19 protein-coding genes and 1 riboswitch are annotated in these 20,646 nt (G+C 66.2%); of the genes, 9 read left to right on the plus strand and 10 right to left on the minus strand.

All coding sequences use genetic code 11. The features are described 5' to 3' along the window. Positions 1-127: 127 nt before the first annotated feature. The 4 genes from ACIPK7_RS21400 to ACIPK7_RS21415 form a co-directional block, all read right to left on the minus strand. The gene (locus ACIPK7_RS21400; protein ID WP_081515490.1) at positions 128-1,039 is read right to left on the minus strand and encodes a metal ABC transporter ATPase; all 912 of its coding nucleotides are present in this window, start codon (positions 1,037-1,039) and stop codon (positions 128-130) included. 320 nt (positions 1,040-1,359) lie between these two features. After that, positions 1,360-2,163, minus strand: a complete 804-nt coding sequence (locus tag ACIPK7_RS21405) for an aldo/keto reductase (RefSeq protein ID WP_401090035.1) — start codon at positions 2,161-2,163, stop codon at positions 1,360-1,362. Continuing rightward, positions 2,160-3,335: an NAD(P)/FAD-dependent oxidoreductase gene (locus tag ACIPK7_RS21410; RefSeq protein WP_401090037.1), complete on the minus strand. Its 1,176-nt coding sequence runs from the start codon at positions 3,333-3,335 to the stop codon at positions 2,160-2,162. Before ACIPK7_RS21410 ends, ACIPK7_RS21405 begins: the two co-directional genes overlap by 4 nt. A gap of 78 nt (positions 3,336-3,413) precedes the next feature. Then, a complete protein-coding gene (locus ACIPK7_RS21415) occupies positions 3,414-3,746 on the minus strand; it encodes a multidrug efflux SMR transporter (protein WP_151188513.1) in 333 nt (110 codons plus the stop codon). 135 nt (positions 3,747-3,881) lie between these two features. On the opposite strand from ACIPK7_RS21415, the gene ACIPK7_RS21420 reads away from it, so the two are divergent. Together ACIPK7_RS21420 and waaA are read left to right on the plus strand one after the other, a co-directional pair. Then, on the plus strand, positions 3,882-4,766 hold the full coding sequence (locus ACIPK7_RS21420) for a LysR family transcriptional regulator (protein WP_081515494.1): 885 nt from the start codon (positions 3,882-3,884) through the stop codon (positions 4,764-4,766). 261 nt (positions 4,767-5,027) lie between these two features. Then, complete coding sequence (gene waaA, locus ACIPK7_RS21425; RefSeq protein ID WP_192434026.1) at positions 5,028-6,308, plus strand: lipid IV(A) 3-deoxy-D-manno-octulosonic acid transferase; 1,281 nt, start codon at positions 5,028-5,030, stop codon at positions 6,306-6,308. Here waaA and ACIPK7_RS21430 read toward each other — a convergent pair. The 4 genes from ACIPK7_RS21430 to ACIPK7_RS21445 all read right to left on the minus strand — a co-directional run bounded on the left by ACIPK7_RS21430 (position 6,289) and on the right by ACIPK7_RS21445 (position 9,921). Then, on the minus strand, positions 6,289-6,882 hold the full coding sequence (locus ACIPK7_RS21430; protein WP_401090040.1) for a helix-turn-helix domain-containing protein: 594 nt from the start codon (positions 6,880-6,882) through the stop codon (positions 6,289-6,291). The genes waaA and ACIPK7_RS21430 overlap by 20 nt on opposite strands. Before the next feature lie 54 nt (positions 6,883-6,936). Continuing rightward, complete coding sequence (locus tag ACIPK7_RS21435) at positions 6,937-7,359, minus strand: DUF6896 domain-containing protein (protein ID WP_192434030.1); 423 nt, start codon at positions 7,357-7,359, stop codon at positions 6,937-6,939. 97 nt (positions 7,360-7,456) lie between these two features. Then, complete coding sequence (locus ACIPK7_RS21440) at positions 7,457-9,406, minus strand: FAD-dependent oxidoreductase (RefSeq protein WP_401090042.1); 1,950 nt, start codon at positions 9,404-9,406, stop codon at positions 7,457-7,459. Positions 9,407-9,570: 164 nt separating this feature from the next. Continuing rightward, positions 9,571-9,921 (minus strand): cupin domain-containing protein, encoded by a 351-nt coding sequence (locus ACIPK7_RS21445; protein ID WP_401090043.1) that lies wholly within the window; start codon positions 9,919-9,921, stop codon positions 9,571-9,573. A 335-nt stretch (positions 9,922-10,256) separates the two neighbouring features. On the opposite strand from ACIPK7_RS21445, the gene ACIPK7_RS21450 reads away from it, so the two are divergent. Next, positions 10,257-11,327, plus strand: a complete 1,071-nt coding sequence (locus tag ACIPK7_RS21450; RefSeq protein WP_192434035.1) for an ABC transporter substrate-binding protein — start codon at positions 10,257-10,259, stop codon at positions 11,325-11,327. A gap of 62 nt (positions 11,328-11,389) precedes the next feature. Beyond that, entirely contained in the window at positions 11,390-12,178 is a 789-nt protein-coding gene (locus ACIPK7_RS21455; protein ID WP_192434036.1) for a class II aldolase/adducin family protein, read from the plus strand. 97 nt (positions 12,179-12,275) lie between these two features. Here ACIPK7_RS21455 and ACIPK7_RS21460 read toward each other — a convergent pair whose 3' ends face one another. After that, positions 12,276-13,724 (minus strand): TolC family outer membrane protein, encoded by a 1,449-nt coding sequence (locus ACIPK7_RS21460; RefSeq protein WP_192434039.1) that lies wholly within the window; start codon positions 13,722-13,724, stop codon positions 12,276-12,278. A 172-nt stretch (positions 13,725-13,896) separates the two neighbouring features. Beyond that, positions 13,897-14,004, plus strand: a riboswitch (TPP riboswitch). A gap of 113 nt (positions 14,005-14,117) precedes the next feature. On the opposite strand from ACIPK7_RS21460, the gene thiC reads away from it, so the two are divergent. Both thiC and cytX read left to right on the plus strand, forming a co-directional pair. Further along, positions 14,118-15,998, plus strand: coding sequence for a phosphomethylpyrimidine synthase ThiC (thiC, locus tag ACIPK7_RS21465; RefSeq protein ID WP_192434041.1), 1,881 nt, complete (start codon positions 14,118-14,120; stop codon positions 15,996-15,998). A 163-nt stretch (positions 15,999-16,161) separates the two neighbouring features. Then, positions 16,162-17,448 carry a putative hydroxymethylpyrimidine transporter CytX gene (gene cytX, locus ACIPK7_RS21470; protein ID WP_401090046.1) on the plus strand — a complete coding sequence of 429 codons (1,287 nt, stop codon included), beginning with the start codon at positions 16,162-16,164 and terminating at the stop codon, positions 17,446-17,448. 179 nt (positions 17,449-17,627) lie between these two features. On the opposite strand, the gene ACIPK7_RS21475 is transcribed toward cytX, so the two are convergent. Beyond that, complete coding sequence (locus ACIPK7_RS21475; protein ID WP_401090048.1) at positions 17,628-18,380, minus strand: RsiV family protein; 753 nt, start codon at positions 18,378-18,380, stop codon at positions 17,628-17,630. A gap of 228 nt (positions 18,381-18,608) precedes the next feature. On the opposite strand from ACIPK7_RS21475, the gene ACIPK7_RS21480 reads away from it, so the two are divergent. The 3 genes from ACIPK7_RS21480 (at position 18,609) to cpdA (ending at position 20,644) form a co-directional block, all read left to right on the plus strand. Next, positions 18,609-19,226 (plus strand): NUDIX domain-containing protein, encoded by a 618-nt coding sequence (locus tag ACIPK7_RS21480; RefSeq protein WP_192434047.1) that lies wholly within the window; start codon positions 18,609-18,611, stop codon positions 19,224-19,226. Then, the gene (locus ACIPK7_RS21485; protein ID WP_192434049.1) at positions 19,217-19,675 is read left to right on the plus strand and encodes a DUF1249 domain-containing protein; all 459 of its coding nucleotides are present in this window, start codon (positions 19,217-19,219) and stop codon (positions 19,673-19,675) included. The genes ACIPK7_RS21480 and ACIPK7_RS21485 overlap by 10 nt, the downstream gene beginning before the upstream one ends. 159 nt (positions 19,676-19,834) lie before the next feature. Further along, positions 19,835-20,644: a 3',5'-cyclic-AMP phosphodiesterase gene (cpdA, locus tag ACIPK7_RS21490; protein WP_401090050.1), complete on the plus strand. Its 810-nt coding sequence runs from the start codon at positions 19,835-19,837 to the stop codon at positions 20,642-20,644. Positions 20,645-20,646 lie beyond the last annotated feature (2 nt).

The following is a 20,646-nucleotide window of genomic DNA, read 5'->3' on the forward strand; positions in this document are numbered from 1 at the left end:
CGACCAACACCGCGGACCTGCAGCTTGCCTCCCGTCGCTCTCACCTTCGAGCTTATCGAGCTTTGCAGACACAAGCGGGCCATGCCCGCGAACCGGCCGTCAGGCCGGAGTGATCATGTCGGCGGAATCAGGCCGTGCGCCGCCCGCTGCCGGCATTGCCGGCGGCGGGCGGCCACTGCTCCATCCATTCGCGGAAGCGGATGCGTTCCTCGCGCACCAGCCAGCCATCCTGCTCGGCGAAACTCTCCGACAGCCACAGGCCACGGGTGCTGGCCTTGCACAGCTCGCCCTTGCTCAGGGTAAGCAGCTCGCCGGTCGGCTGCCCATGCTCCAGCGGCAGCAGGTAGATGTCCGGGCGACGGCGGTCCAGCCGCGCCACCAGCGGGCCGCTTTCGAGTTTCTCGTCGACGTGGAACAGGCTCACCTCGCGGGCATCCTTGGGCAGCTCCATGCGCAGGTCATAGACCAACTGCAGCGAGGCCGTCGGCAGGTGCACATAGGCCTGCGGGCGCTCCAGCAAGCGCAGCGCACCGGCCTGAACCGGGCGCGAGGCGCCGGACAGCGGGGTCAGGGAGAAGTGGCTGGTTTCGCGATAGCGCAGGATGCCCTCGTAGGGCGTCGGCAGCCAGGTGTCGCCAAAGCGCCCGCCCAGCCAGCCGTCGGCAGTTTCCACCAGGCATTCCTCGGCGACTTCCTGGATCGCGGTGAGCAGCGGCAGGTTCAGTTCGTGGGCCGGCACATAGCCGGAAATCAGCTTGAGCACCGTGTCGCCACGGTCCAGGCGGCGTTGGCGCACCAGGATCCAGTGGTCGCGTCCCTGGTAGTTCAGGGTCAGGCGCACCGAAACGCCGAGGTTGGCCAGTTCAGTGACGAAGCGCTCGGTCTCGTTGATCTCGATGGGGCGGCGCTTTTCCAGGACCTGGGCGAAGTTCAGGGGCTTGCCGAGGGTCTGGTAGATGAGACCTTCCGGGCTGGCTTCCACCAGCAGCGGCAGGGTCTTGAAGGCGGTCGGGTCCTTGCGGGCGAGCGTACGGGGCATAGGGTCTTCCTTCTCGTACAGGGCGCCGGGTTGCGCTGGCGCGTCCTTACCGTGGTAAGCGACGCCGACGCGAACGCTGACCGTCTGCTGGGGACGGTCCGGCCGATCGTTCAATTACGGGGTCGCTACAACCTAGACAGCCTGACACCGCTCCTGGTGTCATCGAAAATCCAAAGGATTTCCGGATTTTTCCCTGAAAGGCTTTGCGATTCCGAGGCTTTTGCGTGGGAATCGCCGGTTGGCGACAGTTTCTGTGCCCGCGGTTTTCGCCGGGGGAGTTGGAGCATGGCACAGGAATGCGTAATCCACATGACCGCCGATCAGCGGTCGAGGACCTCGGCGGCAATGTCCACGTTGTGCGCGAGATGCAGTGGATTGATAGTGCCGACGATGGCGCTGGCGACGCCCGGATGGCCCAGCACCAGTTCGAAGCTGGCGCGCACCGGGTCGACGCCGGGGGCGAGGGCGGCGTGGCCGCTGGCCAGGGCCTTCTTGATCAGGATGCCGCGGCCATGGGCGTGGGCGTGGTCGATCACCGGCTTTTCCGCCTGCTCGTTGAGGTTGTAGGTGACCATCGCGCAGTCACCGCGCTCCAGGGCCAGCAGGCCGCCGTCGGCAGTCTTGCCGGAGAAGCCGAAGCCGCGGATCAGCCCTTCGTCCTTCAGGCGCTCAAGGGTCGCGTAGACCTCGGTGCCGCGCAGGATGTCCAGGTCATTGCCGTCGGAATGCACCAGCACCAGGTCGATGTAGTCGGTCTCCAGACGCTGCAGGCTGCGTTCCACCGAGCGGCGCGTGTGGGCGGCGCTGAAGTCGAACTGCGACTGGCCGCCGACGAATTCCTCGCCGGTCTTGCTGACGATCACCCACTGGTGGCGCTGGCCGCGCAGCAGCGGGCCGAGGCGCTCTTCGCTGCGACCATAGGCCGGCGCGGTGTCGATCAGGTTGATGCCCAGTTCGCGGGCCAGTGCGATCAGGTCGGCGGCCTCGCGGTCATCGGGGATGCGGAAGCCTTCGGGGTACTTCACGCCCTGGTCGCGGCCGAGCTTCACGGTACCCAGGCCCAGTGGCGAGACGTTCAGGCCCGTGCTGCCCAGCGGGCGATGCAGGTGATGCAGGGTCTTCATCCGAGCAGTTCCTCCCATACCGGGCGGGCCATGGCCGGGCGCGGCAGGTCCGGCAGGGCGGCGTTGGCCTGCGGGCGGATGCCGCTTTTCTCCAGCGACTCCAGCACGCGGTCGGCGAAGTTCGGCGCCAGGGCCAGCTTGGTCGGCCAGCCCACCAGCAGGGCGCCGTCCTCGGCGAGGAAGGCGCTGTCCGGGCGCAGCAGGTTGTTCTGCGAAGGCTCGGCACGGTCCACGCGCAGGGTCGCCCAACGAGCGGCCGAGAGGTCGATCCACGGCACCAGCTTGTGCAGCTCGCGCTGTGCTTCGGCGATCTGCTCGGCCTCGTTGCGCGCCACGCCGCCGGCTTCGGCGATGTCGCCGCCCAGGTACCAGACCCAGTCGCCGTTGCTCAGCGGGTGGGTGGTGACGGTGACGCGCGGTTTCGGCCCGCCGCCGAGGCAGTGGGCGTACAGCGGTTTCAGGGTCGGCGCGGTGACCAGCACCATGTGCAGCGGACGACGCTGCATCTCCGGGCGTTCCTGGCCCAGTTCGCGCAGCAGCGCCTCGTTGCCGGCGCCGGCGCTGAGCACCACGCGTTGGGCGCGGACTTCGCGGCCGTCCACGCGCAGGCCGACCAGCTTGTCGCCTTCGCGCAGGGCTTCGATGTGTTCGCCGGCCAGCAGGCTGTCACCGGCCAGTTCGGCCAGACGGGCGACCAGGCTGGGCACGTCCAGCACTAGCTCGGTGAGGCGGTAGGCCTTGCCCTTGAAGGCCTTGTCCTGCAGGGCGGGTGGCAGGTCGCTGCCCTTCACCTGGGCGACACGACTGCGCACCGCCTTGCTGGCGAAGAAGCTGGTGAGGTTGCCGGCCAGGCCGCCGGGCGACCACAGGTAATGGGCGTCGGACAGCAGGCGCACGCCGCGCAGGTCTACCTCGCCGGTGCCGGCCAGGCAATCGCGCCACAGTGCCGGCATGTCAGCGATGGCTTCCGAGGCGCCAGTCAGCGCGCCGTGCAGCGCGTACTTGGTGCCGCCATGGATGATCCCCTGCGAGCGCATGCTCTGCACGCCGCCCAGCGCAGTGTTCTCCACCAGCACGGTGGAAAAGCCGGCGCGCCGCAGGCGGGCATTGAGCCAGAGACCGGCGATGCCGCCGCCGACGATGAGGATGTCGGTGCTCAGGGATTCGGACATGAAAACGCCTCGAGGGAAAAACGAAGCGCGCAGTATAACCCGATGGCGCGCGGCGACAGGCCGCGCACCATGGCCACTTCAGTGACCGGCGTTGCCGGAGAACAGCTGGATCACCACCACGCCGCTGACGATCAGGCCCATACCCAACAGGGCGGCGGTATCGAGCTTCTGCTGGTAGAGCACCAGCGCAGCAATACTGACCAGCACGATGCCCAGCCCTGCCCAGATGGCGTAGGCGATGCCGACCGGAATGCTGCGCACCACCAGGGTGAGCATCCAGAAGGAAATGGCGTAGCCGACGATCACCAGCACCAGCGGCAGGGGTGTGGAGAAGCCCTTCACTGATTTGAGCGAAGCGGTGGCGATGACTTCGGCGACGATGGCGATGGCGAGGTAGAGATAGCCGGGCATGGTGGGTGCTCCCCGGAACGACACGCCGCTCGGTATGAGCGACACGCAGCTGACGTTCGAAACTGCCGGGCATTCTAGTCCCCCGGATGATGGGATAAAGTCATTACCTATCTGAATTGAAGATAGGTGGCGGCGATGCAGTGGAACCTGGATCAGTTGCGACTCTTCGTCAGCGTCGCCGATCAATCTTCCTTCTCGGCGGCGGCGCGACAGCTGCAGCGCGTGCAGTCGGCGGTGAGTTCCTCCATCGCGCTGCTGGAGAGCGACCTGGGCGTGACCCTGTTCGAGCGCAGCAGCGGCCGCCAGCCAGTGCTGACCGGCGAGGGCAGGGCGCTGCTGGACGAAGCCCGCGAGGTGCTGCGACAGTGCGAGCGCCTGGAAAGCCGGGCGCTGGCGCTGGTGCGCGGCACCGAGCCGTTGCTGCGCCTCGCGCAGGACGAGGCGATGCCTTACCAGCCGGTGCTTTCCGGGCTGCAGGCGCTGGCGCAGGAATTTCCCACCCTGGAGGTGCAACTGGCCAGCGGCGCCCAGGGCGACGTGGCGCGCAAGCTGCTGGAGCGCCGCGCTGACCTCGGCCTGCTGTTCCATCATGAGGGCATGCCCGAGCAACTGGAGCGGCAGCGGCTGGGCACCATCGAAATGGTCACCGTGTGCGGCGCCGGGCACGAGCTGGCCAGGCTGGACTACGCCGACCGCCGTGAGCTGGCGCGGCATCGCCAGTTGCTGATGGCCCCGCAGGACAGCCATTACCCCGGCGGCGAGCAGATCAGCCCGCTGGTCTGGCGCGCCGACAGCTTCTACGCCATGGCCGAACTGCTGATGCGCGACCTCGGTTGGGCCTGGCTGCCGACCCACGTGGCGCAGTACCCGGCTTACCAGCCGCTGCTGGTGGAACTGGCCAGCGACTGGACACCGCCGCCGCTGGTGGTGGAGCTGGTCTGGCGCCGCGACGAGCCGTTGGGGCCGGCGGCGCAGTGGTTGGGCGAGTGCTTTGCGGAGCATCTTGCTTCGCCGGTGTGACTGGCTTCGCTTGGAAATAGCTGGCTTGCCCGGATATGTCTCTGCCTGCGCTTTCCCCTCACCCTAGCCCTCTCCCAAGGGAGAGGGGGCAGATCGTGCCGGCTCACACCACGATTTCATCCTGCACCGAACGGTCCCCTCTCCTGCTTGCGGGAGAGGGTTAGGGTGAGGGGCTCTTGCTCTCGGCCGCGCGGAGGCTTCGGCGTTGCGGTGAAACGTGGTGCAGCCTGCTGGCCCGCGAATTTGCTACTCTCCGCCGCCATGAACCGGACCCTCTATACCCTGCTGCTCCACCTGGGCCTGCCGCTGGTCGCGCTGCGCCTGTTCCTGCGTTCGCGCAAGGCGCCGGCCTATGCCCTGCGCGTCGGCGAGCGTTTCTCCCTCAGCCTGCCGGCGCTCATGCCCGGCGGCATCTGGGTGCACGCGGTGTCGGTGGGTGAGAGCATCGCCGCCGCGCCGATGATCCGCGCGCTGATGCAGCGCCACCCCGGCCTGCCGATCACCGTCACCTGCATGACGCCCACCGGCTCCGAGCGCATCCGCGCGCTGTTCGGCGACCAGGTGCAGCACTGCTACCTGCCCTACGACCTGCCCTGGGCGGCGGCGCGCTTCCTCGACCGTGCGCAGCCGGTGCTGGGCGTGATCATGGAAACCGAGTTGTGGCCCAACCACATCCACCAGTGCGCCAAACGCGGCATTCCGGTGGCGTTGGCCAACGCGCGGCTGTCCGAACGCTCGGCGCGCGGTTACGCACGCTTCGCCGGGCTGACCCGGCCGATGCTGGAAGAGATGAGCTGGATTGCCGTGCAGACCGAGGCCGAAGCCGAGCGCTTCCGTCAGTTGGGCGCGCGCCCGGACTGTGTGAGCGTGACCGGTTCGATCAAGTTCGACCTGACCATCGACCCTGAACTGCTGGTGCGCGCCGATGACCTGCGCGCCCAGTGGCAGGCGCAGCAGCGGCCGGTGTGGATTGCCGCCAGTACCCATGCCGGGGAAGACGAGATCGTCCTCGCTGCGCATCGCCAGTTGCTGGAAAAACACCCGGAGGCGCTGCTGATCCTGGTGCCCCGCCACCCGGAACGCTTCAACCCGATGTTCGAGCTGTGCAATCGCGAAGGCTTGCGCACCCTGCGCCGCTCCACCGGTGAGCAGGTCACGGCGGACACCCAGGTGCTGCTGGGCGACACCATGGGCGAGTTGCTGTTCCTCTATGCGCTGGCCGATGTCGCCTTCGTCGGCGGCAGCCTGGTGCCCAACGGCGGGCATAACCTGCTTGAGCCGGCGGCTCTGGGCAAGCCGGTGCTGTCCGGCCCGCACCTGTTCAACTTCCTGGAGATCGCGGCGCAACTGCGCGAGGTCGGCGCGCTGCGCGAAGTGGTCGATGCGCCTTCGCTGGCGGTGGCGGTGGCCGCCCTGTGGGACGAGCCGGCTTCTGCCGAGCGCATGGCCGATGCCGGTCTGGGCGTGATGAAGGCCAACCAGGGTGCGCTGGAGCGTTTGCTGGATGGCCTCGGGCGACTGATCAGAAAGTCGGCGGCGTAATCACCCAGAGCACCACGGCATCCACATCGCCGGGGTTGCCGTAACGGTGCGGCTCCTGGCTGGAGTAGCTGAAGCTGTCGCCCTCGTTGAGCACGAAATGGCGTTCGCCCACCCACAGCTCGAATGTGCCGCTGAGCAGGTATCCGGCTTCCTCGCCGTCGTGGCTGTAGCTCTGCTGGCTGTAGGTTCCGGGCGGAAACTTCGAATGGAGGATTTCCAGCTGGCGGCTGGGCTGCGGGCTGAGCAGTTCGTCGATGATGCCGTCTTCGTAATGCACGCTGGTGCGGGCATTGCGCCGCACCACGTAGCCGGCGTCGGCCGGGTCGACCTGCACTTCGCTGGCGAAGAACCACTGAATGGTCACGCCCAGGCTGCGGGCGATGTTGAACAGCGCCGGGATCGACGGGTAGGCGAGGTTGCGTTCCAGTTGGCTGATGTAGCCGGCGGTCAGCCCGCTCTGCTCGGCCAGCTCCGCCAGGGTCATGCCGCGGCGCTTGCGCAGACCGCGGATGCGGGTGCCGAGGAACTGCGCTTCGGCGTTGGCGGGGGCTTCCTGCGGGGCTTTGCGGCTCATGCGGCGGGGGTCCTGGCGATTGGCGTCGTGGGGCATTCTAAACAATGCGTCGATTCATCGTTGCGCGCAGTTCGGCTCAAAACGCACAAGGTAGTAGAGGATGTAGCCGGAGTAGCGCAGCGTTCCTGCTTCGACCTCTTGGCTGAAGCACTCCTTGAGGGCATCTTCGTCGGCAAAACCATAGTCGGGTAGCTTCGCTTCCGCGAAGCCCGCCAGACGCCAGAAATCGAACCCGTCGATTTCACCCTTGGCGCCAAAGTCGAAGTCCACGGTTCCGTCAGGCAGTTGGACGGCGCAGCCGTAGCCATGCTTGAAGTAGTGCACACCGTCTTTGAGTGTTCCCCGATGGGGAATGTCGAGAAATGCCCATTCGCGATTACTGGCGGGGCGAGCGATGGCCGATTGTTCGAGCAGCGCCACTGCCTGGCGTACGGCGCGCTGATAGTCGGCGACGAGTTTGGCTAGACCTGGGTTCATGGCTTCAACGATTGGCTACAGAACGGCCATTCTAGAGTGCAATCCTGGTTGATGGGCCCTGGGGACGGATTGATCCGTCCCCAGGGCTCAAGCAGGCTCAGATTGCCCACCCTGCCTTGAGCCCCTCGTAGATCGCCTCTTCCGCGGTGCGCGGCGCCAGGCAGTCGCCGATGCGGCGCACCTCAGCGAGGTCGGCGATAGCCTCGGCCAATTCGTCCACCGGCTGGTGGCCCTGGCAGAGCACCAGGGTGTCGATGTTTTCCACCAGCATCGGCTCGCCGCTGGCGGTGTGCTGCAGGTAGACGGTGCTGTCGTCGACGCCGTACAGGCGGGCGTAGGGAGTGATGGTGATGCCCAGGCGGTGCAACTCGCCGGCGAGGTGGTCGCGGACATAGAGCGGCAGGTTTTCCCCGACATGGGTGCCGTTCACCGCCAGTTGTACCTGGTGACCATCGCGCACCAGGCGCTCGGCGATACCGGGGGCGATCCAGTCGGCGCGCCAATCGGTGACCAGCACCGAGCGACCGATCTTCACTTCGCCGCGCAGCACTTGCCAGGCGTCGACCACCTGCAGGTCGCCTGCCTCTTCGTAAGGCGGGCGATAGGGTTTGGCGCCGGTGGCAACGATCACCATGTCGGGGCGTTCCTGCTCGACCAGCGCACGGTCGACGCGGGTGTTGCGGCGCACTTCGACGCCGGCCAGTTGCATTTCGCGCTGCAGGTTGGTGGAGGCGCCGCCGAACTCCGCACGGCGCGGCAGCAGCTGGGCGAGGTTGACCTGCCCACCAAGCTGGCCGCTGGCTTCGCAGAGGGTGACTGCGTGGCCGCGCTGCGCCGCGACGGCAGCTGCCTTCATGCCCGCCGGCCCGCCGCCGACTACCAGCACGCGCTTGCGCTGGGTGGCCATCTTGCGTTCGGCGTAGATCAGTTCGCGGCCGGTTTCCGGGTGCTGGATGCAGGAGATCGGGTAGCCGCGGTGGAAGTGGCCGATGCACGCCTGGTTGCAGGCGATGCAGGCGCGCACGTCCTCGACGTGGCCGCTTTCGGTCTTGCCCGGCATCTGCGGGTCGCAGATCAGCGCGCGGGTCATGCCGCAGACGTCGGCTTGGCCGCGGGCGAGGATCAGCTCGGCTTCCTGCGGCTGGTTGATGCGCCCGGTGACGAACAGCGGTACCTCCAGGTTGCGCTTGAAGGTGCCGGCTTCGTTCGCCAGGTAAGCCGCTTCGACGGCCATCGGCGGCACGATATGGATGGCACCGCCCAGCGAGGCGGAGGTGCCGGCGACTATGTGCACGTAGTCCAGCGAGTTCTGCAGCCCTTTCACTCCCTGCAGCGATTCGTCTTCAGTGAGGCCTTCGGGGTCACGCTCGTCGGCTGAGATGCGCAGGCCGATGATGAAACCTTCGTCGGTGGCGGCGCGTATGGCGGCGATCACTTCGCGGGTGAAGCGCAGGCGTGCGTCGAGGTCGCCGTTGTAGCCGTCGGTGCGGCGGTTCACCCGTGGGTTGAGGAACTGCGCCGGCAGGTAGCCGTGGCTGGCGACCACTTCCACGCCGTCGATGCCGGCGGCATGCAGGCGGCGAGCGGCGTCGGCGTAGCCCTGGATGATCTCGTCGATCATCGCTTGGCTCAGCTCGCGGGGCATCACCCGGAAACGTTCGTTGGGCGAGGCGGACGGCGCGTAGGCCACGGCCAGCAGGCCGTCGCTGGATTCCATGATCTCCCGGCCGGGGTGGAACACCTGGGAAAGCACCACGGTGCCTTCGGCATGGCAGGCCTCGGCGATGCGTCGGTAGCCGGGGATGCACTCGTCATCGGTGGCCATCAGCACGTGGGAGGTGTAGCGGGCGCTGTCGTGAACGCCGGCTACCTGCAGCACGATCAGGCCGACGCCGCCCTTGGCACGGGCGGTGTGGTAGGCCACCAACTGGTCATTGACCAGGTTGTCGGTGGGCATCGAGGTGTCGTGCCCGGTGGACATGATGCGGTTCTTCAGCTCCTTGCCGCGGATGCGCAGCGGGCTGAACAAGTGGGGAAACTGGCTCATCGGGCAACTCCGGATTCTTGTTGTCAATTCAGCACTAAACATCGACCGCGCGAGCTAGAGCGGAACAAGGCGGAAACCGGTGAGGCAGCGGAGTTGACTCCAGTCAATGAGCATGCCGAGCCGGTTTCCAACGCAGTTCCGCCGACGCGCAGCCGGTCGATCAACTAGGCGTTGCGCGCCTGCCAGTCCACCGGATAGAGCGCGTAGAACACGCAGGCTTTCTCACCTTCGTAGGCCAGCGGCGTGCGTTCGGGGACCCAGATCACGTCGCCCGGTTTGGCGTCGATCACCTGGTCGGCCAGGCGCAGGCGGAAGTTGCCTTCGAGCACCACGATCAGCTCGTCGTAGAGCACCGTCCATTCGATGGAGACGCCGTCAAAGCGCGCCAGGCCCGCGCCCATGGTTTCGCTGTCCGCCGGGCCGATCAGCCGGCAGATGGCGGCACTTTCGATGTCTTGCCCACCGTAGGGCTGGAACTGCAGGGATGACTGCTGGAAGTGGCGGACCTGGGACACGGCGGCTTCTCCTGTCGTGGAAAATGTTGTTTAAGTTATTCCTATGAAAATTTACCACCAGTAAAAAATCAACTTGTTTTTTTAAAGATGACTGGGTAGTTTCGATAGCGCACCCGGAGTCCTCCGGGGCAACCGCGACGTGCTCCACAACAACTACAAGAGGAGAGGCGCATGAACCGTCCCGTACGGTTCCCCCTCGCATGGCGGGCCCACCCGCTGGCAATCGATTTCTCTCTGCCCTGCCTTTCTTGCAACGTTGTTTCGGCGCGCCCGTCCAGCGTGTGCGCGGCCATCCCGGCTGCGCCCATTGCCACCTACGACTGGGGGTATGCTCGATGACTTTCCACCGCAACACCTGCCACAAACGCTCCTTCCTCAAGACTGCCGTCTCGCCGCTGCTGCTCGCTCTCGGGCTGTGCGGCGGCGCCCAGGCCGCCGAGAACATGGTGGTGGTCGGCTACGGCGGCGCTGGCCAGAAGGCCCAGGAAGCTGCCTTCTTCCAGCCCTTCAGCAAGCAGTCCGGGGTCGGCGTGACCCAGACCGAATACAACGGCGAAATGGCACGTATCAAGGTAATGGCCGACACCGGCCACGCCGACTGGGACGTGGTGCAGATCGAGGGGCCGGACCTGGCCCGTGGCTGCGATGAAGGCCTGTTCGTGCCGCTGGACTGGCAACAGATCGGTGGCAAGGACCAGCTGATCCCCAATGCCGCCAAGGATTGCGGCTCGGCCGCGCTGGTGTGGGGCGTGGCCATCGCCTATGACGCCGACAAGCTCAAGCCGGCGCCGCAGTCCTGGTCGGATTTCTGGGACGTGCAGAAATTCCCCGGCAAGCGCGGCCTGCGCAAGCGTGCGATCTACAACCTGGAGTTCGCCCTGATGGCCGACGGCGTTAAGCCCGCCGATGTCTACAAGGAACTGGGCACCAAGGCCGGCGTCGATCGCGCCTTCGCCAAGCTCAATCAGATCAAGCCCTACGTGCAGTGGTGGGAAGCCGGCGCGCAACCGGCGCAGTGGCTGGCCGCCGGTGACGTGGTGATGACGACCACCTACACCGGGCGCATCGCCGATGCCTACAAAGGGGGACGCAATCTGCAGCTGGTCTGGCCAGGCAGCCTGTATGGCATGGACTACTGGGCGATCATCAAGGGCTCGCAGCACGTCGACGCGGCGAAGCGCTTCATCGCCTTCGCCAACCAGCCCGATGCCCAGGTCGACTACGTGAAGCACATTGCGTATGGTCCGACCAACAAGCAGGCCGCCGAGCGCCTGCCGTCCGACCTGGCCGGCTGGGTGCCGACATCCACGCAGAACCTGCCGCAAGGCCTGGCGATGGACGATGAGTTCTGGGTCGACCATGGCGAGGAGCTGGAAGAGCGCTTCAACGCCTGGGCCGCGCAATGACCAGGACCTGACCGTGACGCCGGGGCCGCGTGCCCCGGCTTCCTTAAGAGGAGAAGTGCACCATGACGTCGCTGCAGGCGCCCAGTCGCGCCACCTGTTCGCCCGAGGAGTGGAAGTTGCGTGAGGAGCTGGCGGCCTGCTACCGCCTGATCGCGCACTACCGCATGACCGACCTGATCTTCACTCATATCTCGGTGCGCATTCCCGGTCCCGAACACCATTTCCTGATCAATCCCTATGGACTGATGTTCGACGAGATCACCGCCTCCAGCCTGGTGAAGATCGATCTCACCGGTCATGCCGTGGAGCCGTCGCCGTACAAGGTCAACCCGGCCGGCTTCGTGATCCACAGCGCCATCCACGGGGCTCGCGAAGACGCGCAGTGCGTGTTGCACACCCACACCCGCGCGGGTTGTGCGGTGGCGGCGCAGGCCTGTGGCTTGCTGCCGCTGAACCAGATATCCCTGGAATTCTACGGACGCATCGGCTACCACAACTACGAAGGTATCGCCCTGTCGATGGACGAGCAGGAGCGCCTGGTACGCGACCTGGGTGACCACTACGGCCTGATGCTGCGCAACCACGGTCTGCTGACCGTAGGGCAGACGGTGCAGCAGGCGTTCCTGCGCATGTACTACTTGGAGAAGGCCTGCGACATCCAGCTGGCGGCCCAGGCGGGCGGTGAACTGGTGATCCCGCCGGAAGAGGTGTGCCGTCACACCGAGCAGCAATTCAACGCTCCGGCGCGGCCGCTGGCGGAAGGGGAACTGAGCGACCCGGATGGCTACGACCTGGCGTGGTCGGCATTGCTGCGCATGCTGGACCGGGTGTCGCCGGGGTATCGCGACTGACCGGCGCCGTCGTTTCGGTCCGCTTCTGCGATCAATGCCAGGGCGATTGTCCGGCAAGAAAAAGCCCCGCGATGCGGGGCTTTTTCTTGGGGCAGGATCAGTACTTCGCGCCGGCCTTGAGCTGCGCCTCGGCGGCCTTGGCCAGGTCCGGCGGGAGGAAGTCCTTGTCCGGGTTGTAGTCTGGCTTCAGGTAGGTGCCCAGGGCCTCCAGGTCGCTCGGCGCGAGGGTGCCGGCGGTCTGCTTGAGGCTCAGGTTGTCGAGGATGTAGTCGTAGCGCGTGTTGTTGTAGTCGCGCACCGAGTTGTACAGCGAACGCTGGGCGTCCAGTACGTCGACGATGTTGCGGGTACCGACCTGGTAACCGATCTCGGTGGCTTCCAGCGAGCTCTGGTTGGAGATGATCGCCTGGCGACGCGCCTTTACCTGCTCCACGTCGGTGTTCACCGCGCGGTGCTGGTTGCGGGCGTCCTGGACCACCTGGCGGCGCTGGCTTTCGCGCAGTTGCTCGCTCTGGTTCAAGCGCTGGTAGGCCTCGCGGACCTGGGAACTGGTCAGGCCACCGCTGTAGATCGGCACGTTCAGCTGCAGGCCGATGCTGCTCTGGTCGACGTACTTGCCGTAATGCGGCTGGCTTCCATCGTTGGCAAAGCCCAGCGCGTCGTTGTCACCCTTCTGGTACTGGGCCACGGCGTCGACGGTCGGCAGGTGGCCGGCCTTGCGCTGGCGCAGGGTCTCTTCGGCGGCATCGACCGCGTAGTTGCTGGCCTGCAGGCGTAGGTTCTGCTGGACCGAGGTGTCCACCCAGGCCTTCGCGTCGTTGGGAACCGGCGCGACGACCGGCAGCGAATGGAGGATGCCCTCGATGGCGCTGTACTCGCGGTTGGTCAGGGTCACCAGTGCCTGGAAGGCGTCATCCACCTGCTGCTCGGCCACCAGGCGGTTGGCCCGCGCGGTGTCATAGCTGGCTTGGGATTCGAGTACGTCGGTCTTGTCGGAGAGGCCGACGTCGAAGCGTTCGTTGGATTGGTCCAGCTGGCGCTTGAACGCTGCTTCCTCGGCCTTGCTGGCGGCCAGGTTGTCCTGGGCGCGGAGCACGCCGAAGTAGGTCTGGGCGGTCTGCAGGATCAGCTGCTGCTGGGTTGCGGAGAATTCGAGCTGGGCCTGTTCGGTGGTGTTTTCCGCGGCTTTGAGCTGGAACCAGCGATCCGCGCGGAACAGCGGCTGGCTCAGGGTTGCCTGCACCAGCTGGGTATTGCGGTTCAGCGTGGCGCTGGGGGTGTCCAGCGAGGTGCGGGTGCTGCCCGTGCTGGCCCCGGCGTTGATCTGCGGCAGCAGGCCGGAGCGTGCCTGGGGCACGGCTTCCTTGCGCGCCAGGTAGTCGGCCTGGGCGGCGGCGAGGTCGGCGTTGTTGTCGACCGCGTCCTTGTAGACGCTGATCAGATCCGTCTTGGTGGGCAGAGAAGGGGCGGCCGGAGCGGGCTGTGCAGCCCAGGCAAAGCCTGTCGTTGCGGCTACAGCGACAGCCAGAGAGAGTCTGCGCAGCATTCGTTCATCCTGGAAAGTGATGCGAGGTGGGGCAAGGCTACGGTCGCCGCCGGTGGCGGTCAAGGCACGTTCGTACGAGCCTTCCGAGGCAGGAGTGTAGCCGCGTGTAGGCAATTGCGCGTTTTCGGCCGGGCGGCGTTGGCTTATCCGTGTGCACTTGATTAGACTGCGGGCGTTCTTGTCGGGGTGCCCCATTGCGAGGGGCTGAGATCGGATAGTTCCGGATCCCGTTGAACCTGATCGGGTTAGCACCCGCGTAGGGAACAAGAAGTACGCATCCCGCGGCGCATTCCGCCCCGGCCCCAGCCCTCTTCGGGATGCGTCCCTTCGCTGCAGCCAGCAGCTCCTCTCGTCCCAGGTTCTCCCCCGGCAATCAACCCCAGGAGAGCCAGGATGAGCACCCAGAAAAACAACGTCACCCGCCTTGAACAGCTGGACCGCCAGTCGACCCAGCCCTTTCCGAATTCGAAGAAGGTCTACCTGACCGGCTCGCGCCCGGACATCCGCGTCCCGGTGCGGGAAATCTCCCTCGCCGACACTCCGACCGCCTTCGGTGGCGAGAAGAACGCCCCGGTGATGGTCTACGACACCTCCGGCCCCTACACCGACCCGGACGTGCGCATCGACCTGCGCAAGGGCCTGCCGGACGTGCGCTCGCGCTGGATCGACGAGCGTGGTGACACCGAAATCCTTCCCGGCCTGACCTCCGAGTTCGGCCAGTCGCGCCTGGCCGATGCAAGCCTTGACGCCCTGCGCTTCGCCCACGTACGTACCCCGCGCCGCGCCAAGGCCGGGAAGAACGTCACGCAGATGCACTACGCGCGCCAGGGCATCATCACGCCGGAGATGGAATACATCGCCATCCGCGAGAACATGAAGCTGCAGGAAGCCCGCGCCGCCGGCCTGCTCGATGCCCAACATCCGGGCCAGAGCTTCGGCGCGAGCATCCCGAAGGAAATCACCCCCGAGTTCGTCCGCGAGGAAGTCGCTCGCGGCCGCGCAATCATCCCGGCGAACATCAACCACATCGAACTGGAACCGATGATCATCGGCCGCAACTTCCTGGTGAAGGTCAACGGCAACATCGGCAACAGCGCGCTGGGCTCCTCCATCGAGGAAGAAGTGGAGAAGCTCACCTGGGGCATCCGCTGGGGCGCCGACACGGTGATGGACCTGTCCACCGGCAAGCATATCCACGAGACCCGCGAGTGGATCCTGCGCAATAGCCCGGTACCCATCGGCACCGTGCCGATCTACCAGGCGCTGGAGAAGGTCAACGGTGTCGCCGAGGACCTGACCTGGGAAATCTTCCGCGACACCCTGATTGAACAGGCCGAGCAGGGCGTGGACTACTTCACCATCCATGCCGGCGTGCTGCTGCGCTACGTGCCGCTGACCGCCAAGCGCGTCACCGGCATCGTCTCCCGTGGTGGCTCGATCATGGCCAAGTGGTGCCTGGCCCATCACCAGGAGAATTTCCTCTACACCCACTTCGAGGAAATCTGCCAGATCATGAAGGCCTACGACGTCAGCTTCTCGCTGGGCGACGGCCTGCGTCCGGGCTCGGTGGCCGACGCCAACGACGCCGCGCAGTTCGGCGAGCTGGAGACCTTGGGCGAGCTGACCCGCATCGCCTGGAAGCATGATGTCCAGGTTCTGATCGAGGGCCCCGGCCACGTGCCGATGCACCTGATCAAGGAGAACATGGACAAGCAGCTGGAGTGCTGCGACGAGGCGCCGTTCTACACCCTCGGCCCGCTGACCACCGACATCGCGCCGGGCTATGACCACATCACCTCGGGCATCGGCGCGGCGATGATCGGCTGGTTCGGCTGCGCCATGCTCTGCTACGTCACGCCCAAGGAGCACCTGGGCCTGCCGAACAAGGATGACGTGAAGACCGGCATCATCACCTACAAGATCGCCGCGCACGCCGCCGACCTCGCCAAGGGCCATCCGGGCGCGCAGATCCGCGACAACGCGCTGTCCAAGGCGCGCTTCGAGTTCCGCTGGGAGGACCAGTTCAACCTCGGCCTGGACCCGGACACTGCTCGCGCCTTCCACGACGAGACCCTGCCCAAGGACTCGGCCAAGGTGGCGCACTTCTGCTCCATGTGCGGGCCGAAATTCTGCTCCATGAAGATCACCCAGGAAGTCCGCGACTACGCCAAGGAGAACGGCCTCACCGATGAGCAGAAAGCCATCGAGGCCGGTTTCCAGGAGCAGGCCGCGCGCTTCAAGGACGAAGGTTCGGTGATCTACAAGCAGGTGTGACCGGTCGCGCTCACCCTTGACGACAAGGGTGGGCAGACTTGTAGGAGCGAGCTTGCTCGCGAACAGCCCAACTGCGGAGCCGCCAGCGGGCACCGTTCGCGAGCAAGCTCGCTCCTACGAAAAACAACAAAATCCTATTCAACTTTCGAGCCCTGCACGCATCGTGACCACTACCGCCATCGACTATTCACCGACCTCCGCCGTGGGCAGCGCCCAGCGCGTGCTCGGCCTGCGCGACCTGTTCTCCCTCTGGTTCTCCCTGGGCATCGGCCTGATGGTGCTGCAAACCGGCGCCCTGCTGGCGCCGGGCCTGGGCCTGGCCGGCGCACTCGGTGCAATCCTGCTCGGCACCCTGGTCGGCGTGCTGCTGCTGGCCAGCGCCGGGGTGATCGGCACCGACACCGGCCTGTCCGCCATGGCCTCGCTAAAGCTCAGCCTGGGCAGCCACGGCGCCGCGCTGCCGGCGCTGCTGAACCTGATGCAGCTGATTGGCTGGGGTGCCTTCGAGATCATCGTCATGCGCGACGCCGCCAGCCTGCTGGCGACCCGCGCTTTCGGCGAGGGCAGCCTGTGGACCAATCCAGCCCTCTGGACCCTGGCATTCGGCGCGCTGGCGACTCTGCTCGCGATTGCCGGACCGCTCGCTTTCGTGCGCAAGGTGCTGCGTCGCTGGGGCATCTGGCTGCTGCTCGCGGCGTGCGTCTGGCTGACCTTCGACCTGTTCCAGCGCGCAGACCTGGCCGCGCTCTGGGCCAAGGCCGGCGACGGCTCGCTGTCCTTCGCCGTGGGCTTCGACATCGCCATCGCCATGCCGCTGTCCTGGCTGCCGCTGATCGCCGACTACTCGCGCTTCGGCAAGCACGCCGGGCAGACCTTCACCGGCGCGGCGCTGGGCTTCTTCATCGGCTGCTTCTGGCTGATGGGCCTGGGCGTGGCCTACACTCTGGCGTTCGCCCAAGGCAGCGACGCCAATGTGCTGCTGCTGGCGCTGGCCGGCGCCGGCATGGGCATCCCGCTGCTGCTGATCCTGCTGGACGAGTCGGAGAAGGCCTTCGCCGACATCCACTCGGCGGCGGTTTCCAGCGGCATCCTGCTGCCGCTGAAGGTCGAATTGCTGGCCCTGGCCATCGGCGTGATCTGCACCCTGATCGCCTGGTTTGCGCCACTTGAGCAGTACCAGAACTTCCTGCTGCTGATCGGCTCGGTGTTCGCCCCGCTGTTCGGCGTGGTGCTGATCGACCACTTCGTCCTGCGCCGCCGCGCCCCGGCAGCGATTCCCCACGGCCTGCGCTGGGGCTCGCTGATCGCCTGGGGCGGTGGCGTGGTGGTGTATCACCTGCTGGCGAACTACCTGCCGGAGCTGGGCGCGACCCTGCCGGCGCTGGCGGTGGCGGCTGTGCTGCAACTGCTGCTGGGGCGGATTGGGGCGAAGGTGCCGGCTTCGGCGTGACGCGGTTCGCGAGCAAGCTCGCTCCTACAGGCTTGAAGCCGGTGCAACGGCTCTTGTAGGAGCGAGCTTGCTCGCGAACCCGCCCAACGCCAGCCTTGTCGGCTGATCGCGCACGCATTGAAACCTGGCGTAGGAGCGGACTCCGTCCGCGATTGGCCGCCGGCCGCTGCGAACCCTGCCTACTGTGCGCCGCGTCCCGGGAAGTAGTAGGTCTTCACGATGCCATTCAGGCGCGGATACGGAATCTTCAGCTCCGGGTGCCCGACCGAATGCGGGGCGATGCGGTCGATGTTGTACTTGAGCGTCAGCGCACCGTAGGTCAGCGCGAAATGCTCGGTGGGCTGGAACGGCCAGTCCTTCGAGAAATTCGGGTCCTGCTCGTCCAGCTTGTTCTGCAGGATCCACGCCTGGTGCGCCATGCGCGCCACCTTCCAGAAGTTGTCCTCCTGGCCGGGCAGGAGAATGTCCTGCAGGGCGAGCACCTTGTGGATGCGTCGATCATAATTGATGAACGCGCGGCCGGGCTGGCCGTACTCGCCGCCGGTGAAGCGATAGCTGGACAGCTCGATGATCACCAGACCGTCATGCTGTTCGCGGATCTTGGCCTGCAGGTAGCTGCTCCAGCCGGGCTGGGCCGAATCGAGGAAGCGTTTCTCGTAGACGTCCAGGCTCGCCGGGGGCGCACCGTCGCCTTCGCGGGACAGTTGCAGCAGTTGCGTGTTGATCGCTTCGTTGAGCGCCGGCTCGTCGTCGAAGCTTACGGTGTCGAGGTTGAACAGCGGGCATTGGTCACCCTGGCAACCCGGCTTGGCATGTTCGAAGGCGGTGTGTTGCGCAGGCAGCGGTTCGTCGAGCGCGGGCTTGAACAGACCCTGGCACGCCCCCAGTGACAGGCTGATGCCGCACAGGGCTGCTAGTTTCAGAAGTCGCATGGGATTCCTTGTCGTGGACGTTCGCCGGCAATGGAGTGGTTCGACCGCCATCGGCGCTGCCGGTTCGGCGGTTGATTATGAACCACTTTGCGAACCCCGGCTGCGTGCGGCGGTCACAGCCAATCTGGCCGTCCGGCCGCCCGCGAAAGAGGCTGCGTCGCCTTCGGCGGCGCGATAGGATGGCGCGAAGTTCAATGCACTGTCAGTAGGAACGGGAGTAGGAACGGGATGTCGGAAACGTTCAAACCAGGCCCCCTGGACATCGAGATCCAGAAGCGCGAGCAGTGCTTCAAGGGCTTCTACAAGGTCGACCGCCTGCACCTGCGGCACCGCCAGTTCGCCGGCGGCATGGGCCCGGTGCTCAAGCGCGAGTTGTTCGTGCGCCACGATGCCGTGTGCGTGCTGCCCTACGATCCGCAACGCGATGAAGTGGTGCTGATCGAACAGTTCCGCATTGGCGCCATGGACGCCGGGGTCAATCCCTGGCTGATGGAACTGGTGGCCGGGCTGATCGACAAGGACGAGGAGCCCGAGGAAGTCGCCCGCCGCGAAGCGGTGGAAGAGGCCGGCCTGACCCTCGGCGCGCTCTGGCCGATCGCCCAGTACCTGCCGTCGCCCGGTGGCAGCAACGAGCTGGTGCACCTGTTCGTCGGCCGCTGCGACAGCAGCAACGCCTCGGGCATCCACGGGCTGGAGGAGGAGGGCGAGGACATTCGCGTCCACGTCATGCCGTTCGAGGAAGCACTGCAGGCCGTACGTGACGGTCGCATCAACAACGCGGCGAGCATGCTCGCCCTGCAATGGCTGGCGCTCAATCGCGCCGAGGTAAGGGGGTTATGGGTGTGAATCTGTTGCGCGAGCGCTATCGCGTCGACCTGGCGGGCCTGCAGGCGACCTGCGAGGCGAACTACTTGCGCCTGATGCGCCTGCTGCCGGAAATGCGCGAGACCCAGGTCTCGCGCCGTGTGGCGCTCAGTGAAGGCGAGCGGTTGCTCGGCGTGCTGGCGCTGGACGTGATCGAAGCCTGCCCCTACACCACCGTGCTGCAGGTGCGCCAGGAACTGGGGCTGCCCTGGCTGCCGGCACCCAGGCTGGAAGTGCGGGTCTACCACGACGCGCGCATGGCCGAAGTGGTCGGCGCCGAGCAGGCGCGCCGCCTGCTGGCGATCTACCCCTACCCGAACCAGGCGATGCACCAGCCGGACGAGAAGAACCAGCTCAACCAGTTCCTCGGCGAATGGCTGAGCCACTGCCTGTCCTGCGGCCACGAGCTGGAGCCGGTGCTGCAACGCTGAAATCAGGATGATGGCGGCGTGCCATGATATCCTGCCCGTCCATCGCTCACTCGTGTCCCTAACTGTGATCTGTGACGCTTTCCCGGTTTGCTCAGGGGGGCGCCTGTCACCATACTTCGTCACGAATCCCCGCACGCCCGCCTCACAGGAGAAGGCGTTTTGCCCACCCAGTCCAGCGCTTCCGATTCCGTCCTGGTCGTCCAGCTTTCTGACAGCCACCTGTTCGCGCAAGAGAACGGCCGGCTGCTGGGCATGGACACCGCCGACAGCCTGACCCAGGTCGTCCGCCTGGTGGGCGAGGAGCAACCGGCGATCGATCTGGTACTGGCCACGGGGGACCTCTCCCAGGACGGCTCGGTCGAGTCCTACCGGCGCTTTCGCGACATTACTGCGCCCATCGCTGCGCTGACCCGCTGGTTCCCCGGCAATCACGACGAAATGGAGCCGATGCGCGAAGCCGCCGCGGGTACCGACCTGCTCGACCCGGTGATCGACCTGGGCGCCTGGCGGGTGATCCTGCTGGACTCGACCATTCCCGGGGCGGTGCCGGGCCAGATGACCGTCGAACAGATCCAGCTGCTGGAGCGTGCCATCCAGGCCGCGCCGGACAAACACCTGCTGATCAGCTTCCACCACCACCCGGTGTCCATCGGCAGCCAGTGGATGGACCGTATCGGCATCTACAACCCGGAGCGGCTGTTCGCCGTCATCGACCGTTACCCGAACGTGCGCTGCCTGCTCTGGGGCCACGTGCATCAGGAAATCGACCGCATGCGCGGCGACGTGCGTCTGCTCGCCTCGCCGTCGACCTGCGTGCAGTTCACTCCGGGCAGCGAGGACTTCTGCGTCGACAGCCCGGCGCCGGGCTATCGCTGGCTGCGCCTGCTGCCCAATGGTCAGGTCGAGACCGGCGTTTCGCGTGTGACCGACATCGAGTTTGAAGTCGACTACAGCATCAAGGGCTATTGAAC

This window comes from Pseudomonas sp. NPDC086581, from assembly GCF_044746165.1.
GTDB lineage: Bacteria > Pseudomonadota > Gammaproteobacteria > Pseudomonadales > Pseudomonadaceae > Pseudomonas.

Excerpts from the sequence above, each read along its gene's own strand:
- ACIPK7_RS21430 (WP_401090040.1), bottom strand. The coding sequence starts at position 6,882 with ATGAGCCGCAAAGCCCCGCAGGAAGCCCCCGCCAACGCCGAAGCGCAG.
- ACIPK7_RS21400 (WP_081515490.1), bottom strand. The coding sequence starts at position 1,039 with ATGCCCCGTACGCTCGCCCGCAAGGACCCGACCGCCTTCAAGACCCTG.
- ACIPK7_RS21485 (WP_192434049.1), top strand. The coding sequence starts at position 19,217 with ATGGGTGTGAATCTGTTGCGCGAGCGCTATCGCGTCGACCTGGCGGGC.
- ACIPK7_RS21410 (WP_401090037.1), bottom strand. The coding sequence starts at position 3,335 with ATGTCCGAATCCCTGAGCACCGACATCCTCATCGTCGGCGGCGGCATC.
- ACIPK7_RS21475 (WP_401090048.1), bottom strand. The coding sequence starts at position 18,380 with ATGCGACTTCTGAAACTAGCAGCCCTGTGCGGCATCAGCCTGTCACTG.
- ACIPK7_RS21460 (WP_192434039.1), bottom strand. The coding sequence starts at position 13,724 with ATGCTGCGCAGACTCTCTCTGGCTGTCGCTGTAGCCGCAACGACAGGC.
- ACIPK7_RS21405 (WP_401090035.1), bottom strand. The coding sequence starts at position 2,163 with ATGAAGACCCTGCATCACCTGCATCGCCCGCTGGGCAGCACGGGCCTG.
- ACIPK7_RS21420 (WP_081515494.1), top strand. The coding sequence starts at position 3,882 with ATGCAGTGGAACCTGGATCAGTTGCGACTCTTCGTCAGCGTCGCCGAT.
- ACIPK7_RS21415 (WP_151188513.1), bottom strand. The coding sequence starts at position 3,746 with ATGCCCGGCTATCTCTACCTCGCCATCGCCATCGTCGCCGAAGTCATC.
- waaA (WP_192434026.1), top strand. The coding sequence starts at position 5,028 with ATGAACCGGACCCTCTATACCCTGCTGCTCCACCTGGGCCTGCCGCTG.
- ACIPK7_RS21440 (WP_401090042.1), bottom strand. The coding sequence starts at position 9,406 with ATGAGCCAGTTTCCCCACTTGTTCAGCCCGCTGCGCATCCGCGGCAAG.
- ACIPK7_RS21450 (WP_192434035.1), top strand. The coding sequence starts at position 10,257 with ATGACTTTCCACCGCAACACCTGCCACAAACGCTCCTTCCTCAAGACT.
- ACIPK7_RS21455 (WP_192434036.1), top strand. The coding sequence starts at position 11,390 with ATGACGTCGCTGCAGGCGCCCAGTCGCGCCACCTGTTCGCCCGAGGAG.
- thiC (WP_192434041.1), top strand. The coding sequence starts at position 14,118 with ATGAGCACCCAGAAAAACAACGTCACCCGCCTTGAACAGCTGGACCGC.
- ACIPK7_RS21480 (WP_192434047.1), top strand. The coding sequence starts at position 18,609 with ATGTCGGAAACGTTCAAACCAGGCCCCCTGGACATCGAGATCCAGAAG.
- ACIPK7_RS21435 (WP_192434030.1), bottom strand. The coding sequence starts at position 7,359 with ATGAACCCAGGTCTAGCCAAACTCGTCGCCGACTATCAGCGCGCCGTA.